Source organism: Microcystis aeruginosa NIES-2549, assembly GCF_000981785.2.
In the GTDB taxonomy this organism is placed as follows: Bacteria; Cyanobacteriota; Cyanobacteriia; order Cyanobacteriales; family Microcystaceae; genus Microcystis; species Microcystis aeruginosa_C.
In genome coordinates, this window is the sequence record NZ_CP011304.1 from 3333280 (window position 1) to 3349657 (window position 16378).

At 39.1% G+C, this 16378-nt stretch carries 10 protein-coding genes; 6 read left to right on the forward strand and 4 right to left on the reverse strand.

The genetic code is table 11. From position 1 onward, the window contains the following. Positions 1–65 precede the first annotated feature (65 nt). The 4 genes from myaer_RS16405 (at position 66) to myaer_RS16420 (ending at position 5907) form a co-directional block, all read left to right on the forward strand. A complete protein-coding gene (locus myaer_RS16405; RefSeq protein ID WP_046662876.1) occupies positions 66–1289 on the forward strand; it encodes an RNA-guided endonuclease InsQ/TnpB family protein in 1224 nt (407 codons plus the stop codon). A gap of 45 nt (positions 1290–1334) precedes the next feature. Continuing rightward, a complete protein-coding gene (locus tag myaer_RS16410) occupies positions 1335–1865 on the forward strand; it encodes a chemotaxis protein CheW (protein WP_046662877.1) in 531 nt (176 codons plus the stop codon). Positions 1866–1958: 93 nt separating this feature from the next. Beyond that, positions 1959–4622 (forward strand): HAMP domain-containing methyl-accepting chemotaxis protein, encoded by a 2664-nt coding sequence (locus myaer_RS16415; protein WP_046662878.1) that lies wholly within the window; start codon positions 1959–1961, stop codon positions 4620–4622. A gap of 73 nt (positions 4623–4695) precedes the next feature. Beyond that, on the forward strand, positions 4696–5907 hold the full coding sequence (locus myaer_RS16420; protein ID WP_046662879.1) for a glycosyltransferase: 1212 nt from the start codon (positions 4696–4698) through the stop codon (positions 5905–5907). A gap of 141 nt (positions 5908–6048) precedes the next feature. Here myaer_RS16420 and myaer_RS21380 read toward each other — a convergent pair whose 3' ends face one another. Continuing rightward, complete coding sequence (locus tag myaer_RS21380; protein ID WP_158524807.1) at positions 6049–6192, reverse strand: hypothetical protein; 144 nt, start codon at positions 6190–6192, stop codon at positions 6049–6051. A 144-nt stretch (positions 6193–6336) separates the two neighbouring features. Between myaer_RS21380 and myaer_RS16425 the strand changes: the two genes are divergently transcribed. Then, positions 6337–7674 carry an AAA-like domain-containing protein gene (locus myaer_RS16425; RefSeq protein ID WP_046662880.1) on the forward strand — a complete coding sequence of 446 codons (1338 nt, stop codon included), beginning with the start codon at positions 6337–6339 and terminating at the stop codon, positions 7672–7674. A 21-nt stretch (positions 7675–7695) separates the two neighbouring features. On the opposite strand, the gene myaer_RS16430 is transcribed toward myaer_RS16425, so the two are convergent. The 3 genes from myaer_RS16430 to myaer_RS16445 all read right to left on the reverse strand — a co-directional run bounded on the left by myaer_RS16430 (position 7696) and on the right by myaer_RS16445 (position 15335). Continuing rightward, positions 7696–13473 carry an AAA family ATPase gene (locus myaer_RS16430; RefSeq protein ID WP_046662881.1) on the reverse strand — a complete coding sequence of 1926 codons (5778 nt, stop codon included), beginning with the start codon at positions 13471–13473 and terminating at the stop codon, positions 7696–7698. Positions 13474–13560: 87 nt separating this feature from the next. Beyond that, entirely contained in the window at positions 13561–13875 is a 315-nt protein-coding gene (locus myaer_RS16435) for a hypothetical protein (RefSeq protein ID WP_046662882.1), read from the reverse strand. A gap of 371 nt (positions 13876–14246) precedes the next feature. Further along, complete coding sequence (locus myaer_RS16445) at positions 14247–15335, reverse strand: amidohydrolase family protein (RefSeq protein ID WP_046662884.1); 1089 nt, start codon at positions 15333–15335, stop codon at positions 14247–14249. A 463-nt stretch (positions 15336–15798) separates the two neighbouring features. Here myaer_RS16445 and myaer_RS16450 point away from each other — a divergent pair, with 463 nt between their 5' ends. Next, positions 15799–16377 carry a hypothetical protein gene (locus myaer_RS16450; RefSeq protein ID WP_046662885.1) on the forward strand — a complete coding sequence of 193 codons (579 nt, stop codon included), beginning with the start codon at positions 15799–15801 and terminating at the stop codon, positions 16375–16377. Position 16378: the final 1 nt, after the last annotated feature.

A 16378-nucleotide genomic window follows, 5' to 3' on the forward strand; every position in this document is an offset into this window, starting at 1 on the left:
AATATGTATTGTCAACTTAAGGAATTTTGTGTTAAGATATTGATACTCGGTCAAGCAGTGTCAAAATGTTTGTACTAGAATACAAAGTTAAGCCAAAACCTAATCAGATAGAAGCCATTAATGAGGCAATACGGACAACTCAATTTGTTCGGAATAAAGTCCTGCGTTATTGGATGGATAATCGGGGTGTTGGCAAAACAGAGTTATTTCGGTACAACACAGCATTAAGGAAAGAGTTTAAATTTGTTGATGATTTAAACTCCCATGCTTGCCAGACTGCCGTAGAAAGAACCTTGCGGGCAATTACTCGGTTTTATGATAATTGCCAAAATAAAGTTAAAGGAAAGAAGAACTACCCTAAGTTTAAAAAACATTCCCGTTCCGTTGAGTATAAAGTATCTGGATGGAAGCTATCAAAAGATAAACGTCATATTACCTTTACAGATAAAAAAGGTATTGGCACTCTTAAACTGATTGGTTCTAGAGATATTAATTACTATCAACCAGACCAGATTAAACGGGTAAGAATCCTTAATCGTGCTGATGGTTATTATGTGCAGTTCTGCATTAAATTAGACCCCAGAGACAGGGTTAAACCTTTAACACCTTCCCAGAAAACCACTGGGATTGATGTTGGATTAAAGTTTTTCTTAGTAGATAGCGAAGGCCATCAAATTGATTGTCCAAACTACTACAGAAAAGCTGAAAAACAACTAAACCGATTAAACAGGAAAAAGTCAAAGAAATACCGTAAGGGTAAAAAACAATCTCGTAATTATCACAAGGCTAGAAAGCGATATGCTCGGAAACATTTAAGAGTAAGTAGGCAACGAGAAGAGTTTGTCAAGAGTGTGGCACTCCGTTTAGTTAAGTCTAACGACTTAATCGCCTATGAAAACTTAAATATCAAAGGCATGGTTAAGAATCGTCATTTAGCGAAGTCGATAACCGATGCAGGATGGTCTGTTTTTAGGCAATGGCTAGAGTATTTTGGGGACAAATACGGCAAGTTAACTATAGCTGTCTCACCTCATAATACGTCTCAAAATTGTTCTAATTGTGGACAAAAAGTCCAAAAGTCGCTATCTACTCGAACCCATGTTTGTCCTCATTGTGGATATACAGATTGTCGAGACAGAAACGCCGCTTTAAACATCTTGCAAAAGGGATTAAGTAGCGTGGGGCGCACGCAAACTTTAAACGCTTCGGGAGAGATTCCCTCTTGGTTGGTTGGAGAAATCCTGCTTGCTAACGGAGACTCAATGAACGAAGAATCCCCGTCTCTTTAGAGCGGGGAGCGTCAACGAACTATTAGTTGCAAGAGAACCAAACAAATGCTTAACAACGCCGATTTTTTTGCTGGTGACGCTCAAAATATCACCCCCGACACTCAGGAATTACAAACTCCCGTCGGTGAACTGCACTTGCGATTTTATCTACCCTCTCAGGACGAGTTTGCCCTTAGTGCTGTGGGCATTTGCGAGGTAATACAGCAACCACTCGATCGCATTACCCCAATTCCCAATGCTTCACCCTTGCTCCTCGGTGCGATCAATCTCCGGGGTCAAGTGATCTGGGTGGCGGATCTCGGTCAATTTTTGGGGGATAAGAGCCGCTTAAATACCGAACAAGCCGAAATTCCCGTAATTGTGATCGAAGAAGAGGAAACGATCCTCGGTTTAGGGGTGCAACGTTTGGGAGAGATGGAATGGCTCGACCTAGATCAACTAGGTAGTGCCGCCGGTATTCCCGATCAGATCGCCCCCTATGTGCAGGGAGAGTGGATTCTGGGCCAAGAATCAAAAAAAACCTTAAGACTACTCGATCATCTGGCCATACTCCGTTCTGCCCGTTGGGCGGCTTAAAAACCCAAAAAAATAGCAGAATAGCATTTATAGCAATTATTTCTTGAAACCACTAACTACTTCACCACTTTATCTTTACTAGGGGAGGGGCAAATGCCGTCAGGGAAAGAATACGCGAAACTCTATGGAAAGGCTAACACTGCCTATTGCCAGGGCAACCTCTCAGATGCCGCCGTCATTGTCAAAGACATGATCAGCAAGTATCCCGATGATGCCAATGTCATCCTTTTACAGGGACACATTTATCTAGGACTAGAACAATACAGCTTGGCAGAGAAACATTACGAAAAAGTGCTGGAATTGGCTAAAAATTCTCCCAATCGCTTTGATCTGGTGGATTATGCTCGACGGGGTCTCGATCAGATTCGGCAATTGCGTTTTGAACCCGAGGATGGAGATTTTACGATCGCTGTTACAGAAAGCATTGCCTACAGTGAGGCAGCTTTCGATCCCAGTCAAGGTTTCAGCAATTCTTTGTCTGGGCGGTCGCAAGGGGCTGATCCTGATCGGCAAAATGAGTCAATAGATTGGAATAGTGGTCTTTTCAATGAGGAGTATCTCGGGGAGCCTACGGTGGGTACAGTCGATTCCTATGGCGATGATTTTGGGGAATCGGAGGAAACCGCCTTTGGTTCCCTTCCCCTGGCCAGTTCAGACTCTCACGGTTCCCAGTGGTCTGGCGATTCTCCAGATGGAGAACTCCCTTTCCCCTTTTTAGAAGCAGCGGAGATTGACTCGCTGCCGGAAGGGTGGGGTGGTGGGTTAGGGTCAAGGGGAGAAGCCACTTTTATGACTTCCTCTAACTGGCGGGAAAATCCCGTCACTGGGAGAGATCAGGAGTTATCCTATCCCGATACCCTAGAAACAAGCACTTTTGCCATTGACCCGAACCCGACCTACCGACAAGCGGCGAAAACTGGCCTTAATGAGGGCATAGTCACTCAAAAAAGATACGAGGAGGACCAAACCGGAGATTTTAGAGAACTAAAACTCAATGATGAGGATTTAGACGGTTTTTCCCCACTGCATCTGACGGATATAGCCGAAGAACTGGGGGAATCGGAGCTATTTACCCGTTCGGGAGAGGAAGCTTTAACTGCTGGTTTTGTCCCCGAACCCAGTGCGCGCCTTCATGCCAGTTCTGCTGTGGGAGAGTCTAGTTTTAATCCTTCTCGTCTAGAAATCCCCGATGACAAAAGAGATAGTCATCTTGGCCCTGTTTCCGAGCGCCTGCTCAAGCCAGTGGTGGAAGTCAATCCGGGCAAATTAGCCTTTTTTGTCAATGCTTCTTTGGGCAAAAAACAACTAATCCTAGCGGCTTTAGCGGGTATTACCCCTGTAGTCTTGATTTTTGCCGTTAGTACCACCTCTTGGCTATTTTCTCTATCGGCTGCCAAACCGGGCCCGAATAGCAAGGAAAAAACCGAAAAAGTTGCCCCGAAACCGGCCCCAGCCAGCCTTTCCCTTTTTAGTCAACCGGTACTAACCATGATGTTATTAACCGGACTGGGAACCCTTGGCCTGACTTGGCTAGGTTTACAGTTGCTAATTAGTCAAATTAAGCGCAGTCTCAACGATCTGCAAAGCCAATTCGATCATCTCTCGGAAGGCAATTTTAACGCTAAAGCGACGATCTACTCGGAAGATGAATTCGGTCAACTGGCTAATCGTTTCAATCAGATGTACCGGGTGGTGCTAACTACCACCACGGAAGCCCAACGCCGCGCCGCCGAAACGGAACAGGAACGGGAAGATCTACAAAGGCAAGTGATTCGACTTCTCGATGATGTGGAAGGAGCGGCTCGGGGGGATCTGACCGTGGAGGCGGAGGTAAGTGCCGATGTGTTGGGGGCGGTGGCCGATGCTTTTAATTTGACTATCCAAAACCTGCGCGAAATTGTCCGACAGGTGAAAAAAGCGGCAAAACAGGTGAATCAAGCCAGTACCAATAGTGAATCTTTCGCCCGCAATCAGTCTAGCGATGCCCTGCGGATGGCGGAGGAATTAGCAGTCACCCTTAATTCGGTACAGATGATGACCGACTCAATTCAACGGGTGGCAGAAAACGCCAGAGAAGCCGAAGAAGTCGCCCGCACTTCCTCGATTACCGCCCTGAAGGGGGGCGATTCCGTGGAAAGAACCGTGGCGGGAATTCTGCAAATCCGCGACACTGTATCAGAAACGGCGCGAAAAGTGAAGCGTTTGGCGGAAGCTTCCCAGGAAATCTCGAAAATTGTCGCAGTAGTCTCTCAGATTGCCTCGCGGACCAATTTATTGGCTCTTAATGCCTCGATTCAAGCAGCGCGAGCAGGAGATGCGGGCCGCGGTTTTGCAGTGGTGGCCGATGAGGTGCGTCAGTTGGCCGATAGAGCCGCTAAATCTCTTAAGGAAATTGAACAGATCGTTTTACAGATTCAATCGGAAACGGGTTCGGTAATGACGGCAATGGAGGAAGGGATTCAACAGGTTATCGATGTCACCGAGCGCTCGGAACAGGCCAAGAAGTCCCTAGAAGATATTATCCAAGTGTCTAACCGCATCGATACGCTGGTGCGCTCGATTACCGCCGATACGGTCAAACAACGGGAGAATTCTCTCAATGTCGCCCAAGTTATGCAGTCGGTGGAGTTAACCGCTCAGGAAACTTCCCAAGAATCCCAACGGGTGGCCGGTTCTCTGCAAAAATTGGTTAGTATCTCCCGGGAGCTGCTGTCTTCGGTAGAACGGTTTAAGGTAGACTCAGAGGATGATCGATAATCGGTGAGCGGTAATCACTGGGTTATTGATTAGCCGCTATCCCTCAAGATTGACCGCTAGAGTGAGTAAAGTTATGCCTAAACTTAGTCTCTGTATGATTGTCAAAAATGAAGCCGAAAATCTCCGGCGCTGTTTGGATAGCGTTAAAGGGGTGGTGGATGAGATGATCGTTATGGATACGGGTTCGACCGATGATACGATTGCTATTGCTAAAAGTTACGGTGCCATAGTTCCTAGCTACGATTGGCGGGGTAATTTTTCCGATGCCAGAAATGAGGCTTTAAAATATGTTACTGGTGATTGGATTTTAGTTCTTGATGCCGATGAGGAATTAAATCCCGCTATCGTACCGAAAATGCGTCGGACAATGGAAAAAGAGGAAAATTTAGTTATTAATTTAATCCGCCATGAAATCGGAGCCGTACAATCACCCTATTCTCTAATTTCGCGGCTATTTCGCCGACATCCTCAAGTTACTTTTACCCGACCCTATCACTCAATTATTGATGATAATGTGGCTATTTTATTAAAAAAAGAACCTGGCTGGAAAATAGTTGAACTGCCAGAAATTTCTATCTTTCACTACGGTTACACCGTCGATAAAATAGCCAGCTTAGATAAGTTTGAACGGGCAAGAAAAGCGATGGAGGGCTTTTATCAGCAACATCCCCACGATCCCTATGTGTGCAGTAAATTGGGAGGGTTATATCTAAAGATTGGCAGGGATAAAGAGGGTTTTAAGCTGCTCAAACACGGTTTAAAATGCCATGGCTCTAATCCGCATATTTTATACGAGTTATATTATCATCTCGCTAATTATTATTATTCGGTGGAGGAATTTAAGCAATCAGCAGATCATTTTATGAAAGCGATTAAGCAGCCAATTTTAGATAAATTAAAACTGGCTGCTTATAATAATTTCGGTGGGTTATTATACGAAGCAGAAAACTACGAAACTGCCTTATCTATCTTTGAGAAAACCGTAGAAATTGATCCTAGTTATGCCGATGGTTACTATAATTTAGGACTGGTTCTCAAACAACTGCACCGGCTACCAGAATCGATTAAAGCTTATAAAAAAGCTCTCAAGTTAAACCCCGATAATCCCGCTATTTACCAAAATCTAGGGGTGGCTTATATAGCTTTCGGTAGTTATAATGAGGCGATCGAGATTTGGCAAAAAGGCCTACAATTATTGAAAGATCAGGGTAATGTCTCTCGGGCTGAAATGCTGCAAGAAACCCTCAAAGCTCTGGGAGCAAGTCTATTGAGGGATGAACAATAACTGTTCACCGTTGTCGCGAAGATTGGGAGCAGCCACTGTACTAAAATTCTCAATAGGCAGTTGAAATGTAGTACATCTGATTGCTAAAACCCTGTCTAGTCAACTCCTGTGAGAATTTTTCCGAACTAATTCTTAATAGGATTATCGAGGAGTTAGACGCTGAAGACTTAGGGTTTTGATAGAAATGATCAAGAGATAATTGCTGCCGTGTAATTGACCTTGACAAGAAATGCTATAATTTCTTGGTAAGGGGAGAATTAATCCCTCTCGGTGTTGCCGTCGCACAATTTTGTCGGTTACTGGTTCTCGTCAGCTTGTTTGTCAAAAATATACCCATTCCGGTTTGAATCGGTGCTGTTATGTCAAGATTCAGGGTTTCTGGCTGCAACGGAACTGAAAAATTAAATAATCTATCCTTAGACAAAAATAATGAAATTCGAGGAAATCCAAGAGATTCTTAATGGGCAACTGCTCGAGCTTGAGAATCGCTCTCTCAATGACACAGAACAATTATTATTGCGAGGACTTTGGCAGAAAAAGAGCTATCAAGAAATTGCCCAAGAAAATGGTTATAGTAGCAGCTATTTTGCCAATGTAGTTGCCCCAGGACTCTATGATAGAGTCTCGCAACTGATCGGAGAACCGATCAATAAGAAAAATTTTTTATCTAGACTACAATCTCATTTTAGCAACTCCACGTCGTCTCAGTATCGCAGTCAGGAATATCTCCAAAATGAGCGTCCAGAATACCCCGATGCTCCTATTCCCTATAATTCTCCTTACTATCTGAAACAAAGAAACCTTGAAGCAAAAATTATCGACGAAATCGGCCGAACTGGTTCGTTAGTCCGCATTAAAGCTCCCAAAAAATGGGGAAAAACGTCTTTATTATTAACAATTTTAGATGCTTGTCAACAAAAATTCGGTTATCAAATTGTTAGTTTAGATTTACAAAAAGCAGACCAAAACATCATAGCCAATTTTAACAAGTTCTTACGCTGGATCTGCCGTAATTGCGCTCGGCAGTTGAATTTAGAAGCCAAATTAGATGATTATTGGGATGAAGATATAGGAATTAAAATGAGTTGGACAATTTATTTTGAAGAGTATATTTTACGAGAAATAAAACAGCCACTGGTATTGGCTTTAGACGAAGTGCATCGAGTCTTTGAACATCCGAAAGTAGCGGAAGATTTTTTACCTTTAATCCGAGCTTGTTATGAAGAATCTAAGCGATCTTCTCTCTGGCAGAAATTACGTTTAATTATTGTTCAATCCACAGAATCTTATGTTTCTCTGCGATTAGAACAGTCTCCCTTTAATGTGGGATTACCCATAGAGTTACAGGGTTTTGATCAAGAACAAGTGGCAGAATTGGCAAAAAAATATCAATTAAATGAATTAGCAAACAACGAAATTCAACAGTTGATCGACTTAGTGGGGGGACATCCTGCCTTGATTCATTTAGCGATTTATCATCTTAGCCAAGAGCAAATCACGATGCCAGATTTAATCAGATCAGCCATTACATCAACGGGAATTTATTCCTCTCATTTACAGCTGCACTGGGTCACTTTACAAAAACAACCTGAACTTGCCGGTATTTTTCAACAGATTTGTCAAGGGAATCAACCAATGATAGTCGATCCAATTATTGCTTATAAACTTAATAGTATGGGTTTAATTAAACTCAGAGAAAATCAAGCAATTGTCAGCTGTCAGTTGTATCAAAAGTACTTTATAAGCCAATATACTGGTTCAGTATAAATAAATTTTTGAACCATGGTGTTAAGACAGCGATCGCTCAAGCCAATCAGTATTAAATATCGTCTGATAAATCCGATTATGAACGTCCATTTTCCCGTGACGCTTTACCACTAATCCAGATAAAAATAACTCAGGTAAATAGGGATTGTTATCAATCTGTATTGCTTTTTGATGGAGGATTTGTCGATACAAGGTTAATAATTGGGTTCGGTTTGGACTTTGAAGAAGGCGATCTTGAATAGTTTTTAAATGTTCGGGTTGATCCTGCATCTCCCAATCTTGAATAATTTTTTCTGCTACTAAGTTGGCCAACCATTGTTCTTCTTGATTAGAGGGTATTGGTTGCTCACTGTCCCGCATCAGTTGACAGAGTTTTTGAGTTAAGAAAGGTTGCCCTCCCGTCCAGCTTAAGACTTGTTTGAGCATGGTCTGAAGATTGCTGACTTTTTCTGTTAACCCATATAATAAAGGTTGGGCTTCGTGTTCCTTAAAACTTGCTAATTCAATAGCGTTACCAATATTAAAAGGTGTTTTCTGGGGGTCAGTAATTAAAGCTGAAGGTGTGGTAGCACCAAAAAAGGCAAAAGTTAGCTCTTGAAATTGAGGTTGAATCGCTCTCTGGTTATAAAAAGAACGAATTAAAGCAAAAAAGTCAGAGACATCAAATTTTAACCCTAAAATGCTATCAATTTCATCAATAAATATAACAGTCGATTGTCTAGATTGCTGCTGATCAAAATCGTCATTAACTAGAAGAAACTCTTCCATAAATTCTCCTAATCGTTGTACAGGAGGCAGATCTAATTGTTCACTCCACCAAGCTTTAAAAGTTTTCAATTGTTTGATTAATCCAAAACTACGGAGCAGATCAACTGCTAATCCTTTATACCATTGTTCGGGGGTAATATTGTCTGTTCCTAGCCGAGTTAAGTCAATTACTGCACATCTAATTCCCTCCTTTTGTAATTGGCTCATCATCCGCACCATTAAGCTAGATTTTCCCATTTGACGTGCATTTAAAACATAGCAAAATAGACCTTGTTTGAGAGCTTTATAAAGATTGCGATCAGCTTGTCGAACCACATAATTTGGTGCATCCATCGGTAAACTTCCCCCCACTTGATAGACAAATTTGGGAGGTTGTTCAGAACTTTTAAGCAGGTCATTTTCAAAGATAAGTTCTGCTTGGGTTGCTTTCAGTACCTCTAAAGTATTTGTGAGTTCTTTTGTCCTTTCTTCTACTCTTTGTTCTAAGGTTTGATAGAGTCTTGAGTTATCAATAGAGATAGCAGCTTGAGCCACTAAAATATTTAACAGTTCAACTCTTTCTGAGGTAAATGCGCCTGTTGTTAAATTATTTTCTAAATAAACAATTCCTTTTAATTGACCTTGATTGAGTAAAGGAGTACAAAGAATAGATTTAGTTTTTTTAGCCACAATATAATAATCGTTGGTAAATTGACCTTCAGATGTGGCATCATTTAAAACGATAGTTTCTTTTGTACGAGCGACATAATTAATAATGCTAGTGGGTAAAATGGGAATTGAGTTATTATGGTCGATAGATTCTATGGGAATTGATTGTAAGATATTCAGCGTTTCTTGATCAATTGTTCCTTGAGCTTCAATGACCAAATTTCCTTGCTGTTCTAAAATCAAATAACCTTTCTGCGCTCCTGCATTTTCAATAACAATTTTCATTAAGTTTGTTAGGAGATTTTCCAGTTTAATTTCTCCAGAAATCGCTTGCGAGGCTTTGAGAATAGTGTTTAAATCAAGAACTGCTCCGTCATTACCAGTGGTTGAAATAGTGGTACTCAGTCCTTTAGATTTGTTTTGATTGCTGATACCTAATAAATATTGAGGGTATTCTTCTTCTAATTGTTTAACTTTGGCCTTTGCACCCCAACGAATGTAACAATGATAGGCATTTCTGAGGTATAATTTCCCGATTTCTTCTCTACCTAAAGTAAAATAAAATTCAGAGGCGCGTTCATAAGCTAAAGCCTCTTCATGGATAAATTCATACTTTTTTGCTCCTTGAATTGCTTTTTCATAAAATTCTTGAGCTTCCCAGTTTTGACCTAAGACTCTCGCTTTTTCTGCTTCGACTAAATAATATTTATGTTGAAAATTTGCTGGACAATGACTTGCCCATTTTGCCATCTTCTGCTGGTTGTTATCTACTTGTTGTAGTAATTTTTCTTGCTGTTTTATATCACAATTATTGTGATGAGCTAAAAAAGAAAGAGAAGAATAAAAACTATGTTGAGGAGATGGTAAATACGAATCACTACTTTTTATGTATTGTTGTGTTTCCAGTCCATAATGACAAGCTTGATCATAATCTTTTAAAAAATAACAAATCATTGTTTTGAGCAAATAAAAAATACACAATAACCATTCATTAGACTTGTCAAGCCAATTTTTAAGATGTTGATTTTCTTCTATCTGAGAACTACCAATAACTAATTTACTTGGGGCTTCATGAATCAGATTTAGAATAAAACTATAAGAAATTTCGAGATAAAAAATTGAATAGTCTTGTTGGGTTTTATAAATTAATTGTCTGTATTTTGTATAAGTTAGAGAAACCTCCTGCAAATTATATCCTCCAAAGCACTTGATAAAGCAATAAGTTATGGCTGCATAACTAGCAAATTCATTATCTCCGGTTTCTATTCCTTTCTGAATCCCTTGTAATAATTTTTCTTCTGTAACTATATTTCTAAGAGACTGTTTCCAGTGCCATATAAATCCATAGTACAGATGACTAACTTTGGCTTCTAATTTGGGAATATTCAATTGCTCTAGCAACTTTAAAGAAACTTTTCCAAATTCGTACCCCGAATCTATATCATTTAGAGTTCCACAGAGCATGATGCCATAAAATCCATAGATACCGGGAGATTGAGAAGGATTGCCATATTGAATGCAGAGATTGACTTGAATTAGAGTAATAAGAATACATAATAAAAAATTCGTTTGTATTGTTATACCAGAAATCTGTTGCAATATTAATATTACGGCTAATTTATAGGGATCATTCATGGGAGAAAGATTAAGTAAACTTTCAATATTTTTTTCTTCTAGAAAAATTTGAATTTTTTCTTTTTCTTGCTTAATTTTTCTTTCGATCTCCTCTGTTTTTTGAGAAATATCTATTCCTAATTCAGCTAAAAAATTGAGACTAATATCGATTACTTTTTCTTGTTTAAATTTAGCAAAATATGATGAAATCATGTCTTGATATGCTGGCACTTTGTCAATGCTATTTTTAGCATTTTCAAGAACAATTTTATAAAAATATTCGACCTGCTCAAATTTGTTATTCAAATAGAGAGCTTCTATAAGTCCTAAATGAATTTCTAACGTTAACTTATAATGGGTTTTCCAACTATTAACGACTAGCAAATTTAAAGAAATTGTCATATATCTTAGATAGGCTTTATAAGCTGATGATGCTTTGGCTTTTTTCCCTGCTTGAAGATTTAATTTGGCTAACTTATCTTTTTCTAATTGTTCAGTAATTAATTCAGAACCTTCGTTCAGATGATTGACAATATCGAAAATATTTTTCTGCAACTCATCTTGTTTAATATTTTTCAGAAGTAGGCGACCAACTTGTAAATGAATCGGCTTCTTTTCTTCTTGTGGAATTAGAGAATAAGCTGCTTGTTGTACTCGGTCATGTAAAAATTTATAGGGAATATCTATGGAGGACTCAGGCTCGTTTTCTAAAAGTTTACTCGATAATTCTTCGGAGTTCCATAAAAGAGGAACTTTATATTTATTATCTAAAGGAATTACCAGTCCTTCATCTAAAGCTGATTGTAGTTCTTGAGCAGTGATTTTTTGAGATTTATTATTTATAATTGCAATAATTTCTAAATTAAATTGGTTGCCAATACAAGCTGCTAGTTTAAGAATATTTTGAGTTTTATGATTTAACTTTTTGATTTTATGAACCATCAAATCAACGACATTCTCAGTAATAGATACCCTTTCAACTTGTTCGATATCCCATTGCCAATAACCTCGTTCATTATTTTCTGAATTAATCAAAGGAGATTGAGTAGGATTAAATATTAATAAATTATCTTGATACAAAGAATAGATAAGTTGAGTCAGAAAAAAAGGACTGCCACCCGTTTTTTTAGCGATTAACTTAGCGAGCGGTTGAGAAATTTCTGTTGAACAATTAAGGGTATCAGCAATTAATTGATTAATGTGCTTAAGTTTTAAAGGGGAGAGGGTAATCTCCAAAATTGGGACTTGTGCTTGTTTAATATTCTCTAAAGTGTGTACTAGAGGATGGACAGGATTCACTTCATTATCTCGATAAGCTCCGAGCAGAAAAAAATATTTAATATCCGAATCTGATATTAATTGCTCAATTAAGTTCAGAGAAGGTAAATCAGCCCATTGCAAATCATCAATAAAGATCACTAAAGGATATTCTTTTTGGCAAAAAACATTGAGAAATCGTTTAAAAAATAAATTAAAGCGATTTTGACTTTCTGTTCCCCCTAGTGATTCGGCTGGGGGCTGTTTGCTAATAATTTTCTCAAGTTCAGGAATAACATCGATAATAATTTGACCATTACTACCTAAGACTTCTAATATCTTCTTTTTCCAAGTTTGTAGAATTATTTCTGGTTCACTTAGCAGTTGACGAATTAAGTCTTGAAATGCTTGAGAAATAGCAGAATAGGGAATATTTCGCTGTAATTGATCGAATTTTCCCTTAATAAACCGTCCTCGGTGGCGTGTAATAGGTTTATGAATTTCATTAACTAATGCAGATTTGCCAATCCCTGAATAGCCGGAAATTAGAACGATTTCTGTTGTTCCTTGACTGACTCTCTCAAAAGCGGTGAGAAGTTGATTAATGTTCTGTTCTCGACCATAAAGTTTTTGCGGAATCTGAAATCTTTCCGCTATATCCTGACTTGCTAAAGGAAATTGTAAAATTTGTCTTTTCATCTTTAATTGATTCAGACAGTTTTCTAAGTCTGCTTTAATTCCCCACGCACTTTGATATCTTTCCTCTGGCGTTTTCGCTAATAATTTGCTAATGATATTAGAAACAGTTAAGGGAACATCTCGACTGAGTTCATGAACAGGTAAAGCTTGTTGGGCAATATGACAATGAACCAACTCCATTGGGTCTGTAGTTTCAAAAGGAAGTCTGTGGGTTAACAGTTCATAAAAAGTTACACCAAGGGAATAAAAGTCACTACGATAATCAAGTCCACGATTCATTCTCCCTGTTTGTTCTGGGGCAATATAAGCTAATGTTCCTTCTAATTGATGAGGGGGAACAAGCGTAATTAATTCTTGGGATAAACGAGTAGAAATGCCAAAATCAATGATTTGAAGTTGTCCCGTTTTTGGGTTATAGACAATATTAGAAGGGTTAATATCTTTATGGATAATGTTAGCTTTATGGATGGCCGCTAATCCCTCAGTTATCTTAATGGCAATCATTAGAAATTCTTCTAAGCTTAATTTACTTTGGGAGAGTAATAATTTTAAAGATTGACCACCACAATCTTCAAAAAGTATTACTAAGCTATTTTCATATCGCTGTAAGTCATAAGCTTTAACAATATTGTCTACCTTAAGAGAACGGGTAATTTCATATTCTTGTTTATAACGAGTTAGCTCTGAGGGCGTAGGATAGTTTTCTTTGAGAATTTTGATAACAATCGGCTGATTATTTTGATTTAAAGTAGCACGGTAAACCAATGAATTGGGACTTTCGTAAATTTTTTCGACGATTTGGTAGTCTTTCATAATGTTTTAACCCAGTAAGCCATAGGATAAACCCATGTTTAAATTTTAACACTTATTCTATGGCTAGGCTAGGTCTTAGGTATTTAATTAGCTACAAGTTGTTGGAAGATAAGGAACCGGTGGAAAGGGATCGCTAACTATTTCGTTTGGGTTGTTCACATCTACCTTGCTTGTTAACCATGCACGCGGGACATCATCTAAATTAACATTCTCGTCACTGGGTTTGGGAGGATAGGGCAATGTCATAATAAAGAAAGGCCCTTTTTGTTCTAGAGAAGGTTGAGGAATTTCTTGGAGACTTCCTTCAAAGGTATCCCATTTGACTTGGAGGAGAAAATAGTCGATTTCTTCCTGATCAAAAATTGCTCCAAAACTATTATCGGGAAACCAAGGTTCTAACAAATCTCCTTTTTTCCTGTTAGTAAATCTACCATATCTATATATGTCGGACTTTGGCGTTGAAAATCATTGTTCTTAAAGTCGAGAAATATCCGCCGTATTTGTTCGGCCTTTTCATGTTTTATCCAAGAAATAGCTACGAGTTGAGCCAATTTTTTGCACTGTTTTACAATTCGATTATAATAGTTATGTGTAGTCTTTAGACCATCTGAATCTGACGCACGGGAAGCTTTATTGGTATCGGTACTAACAACAAAGCTGTGTAATTGCTTGAGACTTTGAGATGTAATCATGAGCAGAAACTCCTTTGATTTGAAGATTTGTTGAAACAATAGAGACGCTAAATGATGGCTAAACTCCGTAAAAAAATTTCTTTAAGATGCTAAACCATAAAATCGTTGAGGATTTTCCCAAACGATTTTTTTAACTATCTCCTGAGATAAGTTGTCTTCAAGTCCTATAACTTTTTTTACCCCATCAGCCTGATGATCCATGTGAGGATAATCAGACCCGAAGATTAAGTTATCAGAACCGATAAAATCAATGACCTGAGCCAAACAGGGTTCCGAGGGTTCCACTGCAATGTAACACTGACGGCGAAAATACTCCGATGGTAGTAATTTTACCCGACCTTGGACTTCCCAATGTAAATTTTTATACTCTTCGTCAAGCTTCCATAACCAATAGGGAAGCCAACCACACCCTGATTCTAGAAACGCCACTCTCAGCCTCCGATGACGTTCTAAAACCCCCCCTTCAATTAAGGCTAACAGTGCCATCATTTGTTCCATCGGGTGAGAACAAGCATGAAGCGCAAACCGACTATTAAATCGCTCTGCACCAGTGGTGGGTAAGCGGCTATGAGTGCCTTCATGAATTCCTACAGCCATGTCCAAATCCTCGCAGGCCGTCCAAAAGGGTTCATAGGCTGGATCGCTCAAAATTCTGCCTTTAACGGGGTTAGGGCGCAAAAAAACCGCCTTCCAGCCCAACTTTGCCATGCGGTGTAGCTCTTTGACCATATCTTCGGGATCGTGTTGATTGACTGCAGCGACTCCTTTCAGTCTAGCGGGGTCATAGCTACAAAATTCTTCCGATAACCATCTATTATAGGCACGGACAAAAGCCCCCATCACTTCGGCGGGTAGGCTATCAATGGCAAATAACCACAGTCCATAAGTAGGATAAATAAAAGCCACATCGACCCCCATTTGTACCATTGCTTGAACATGGGACTCTGGGTTATAGCGATTGAGATAAGCGTGGGGATGAGCTTGCATCATCTGCTTATTCCCTTCTGCTTGGACTTGTGGGGAGATTTTTTGACTAATCGGTTCTCCTTTGATTTTCATGTCAGCAGAAGGAGCAAATTCCCTAAATTTAGGTTCTAGGTATTGTCCCCACATTGCGGGGGGTTCAATGACGTGGGAATCAGCATCAATAATTTTGTACCCGTTGAGCATAGCGATTTTTCGGCAATTTTCTACCTAAATTATATTTGATTGGGAAAAAGCGGTCCCTTTTTTTAGGCTTTTTTTTAATCCCCTGAAACCGCTACAAGTCAGAGGGTAAAAGGGTTTTGATGATTTTAGTCGCCCGATTAATTCATTAGTTCTACTTTCAGTGATGAGGTAGTCATACCATAAAGTGACCCTTTAAATCTAATACAAATCTAATATAAATCTCATATAAAAGTTAATATTCTGCTCAAAAAAACCTATTAGAAAAGTATTAACTTTAGAGATTGCCATTACTCAAAATAAAACTTATTCTGGTATCAAAGGTCATTGAACAAATCACTTTTAACCCAAAAGACAAGGCATTTTGCTTAAGGCATTATGGCTAATCTAAAAAATTCAGAAATGGATTTTTTTGAGTGTCTTAAGATTTTTAGCCACTCACCTTATTATTTCAGGATAGATAATCATGCAATTACTGTCTTCTTTTGAATTACTGGTACAGCCGATCATTCCTAGCAATTTAGCTAAGATGCTTCAATTAGAATCTGTCGATCCTTTAGTGCTACAATCTTACTTTCTAATTCTTTCAAATGTTAGTTCCGAATCAGTTACAGCAATTCTAGAATTTACAGCAGACACTGGTGGGAATTCTACCTTCAAGGGTAGTCAGGACGGCAACTTTAAACCTGTCTCTGCTTTTCTGGATCTGACTGCCGCCATGCCATTGAGTGAACCTAACTTTGAAATTACTACCCCTTCTACAGCTAAAGCTATTCTGGCACTCGGTGCTAAATCTACTGCTACTTTTCTCCTTCAGCCCGATGTCATCCCTGTAGCTAAAGCTATTAAAGACCCTCAATCTCGTGATTTGAGCTTTGAACTACGAGGAGCAGTTGAAATTTCGGTATCAAGACCTCAATCACTTCTTGTTTCTCCTCAAACGCGGGGAACATTCTTTAAAACGGCTTCAGATACTAATATGCCTCTAGAAGTTTTTGCCGAACAAGCTTACGGTTTACCGACGGCTAATAGTAATTTCATCTAGT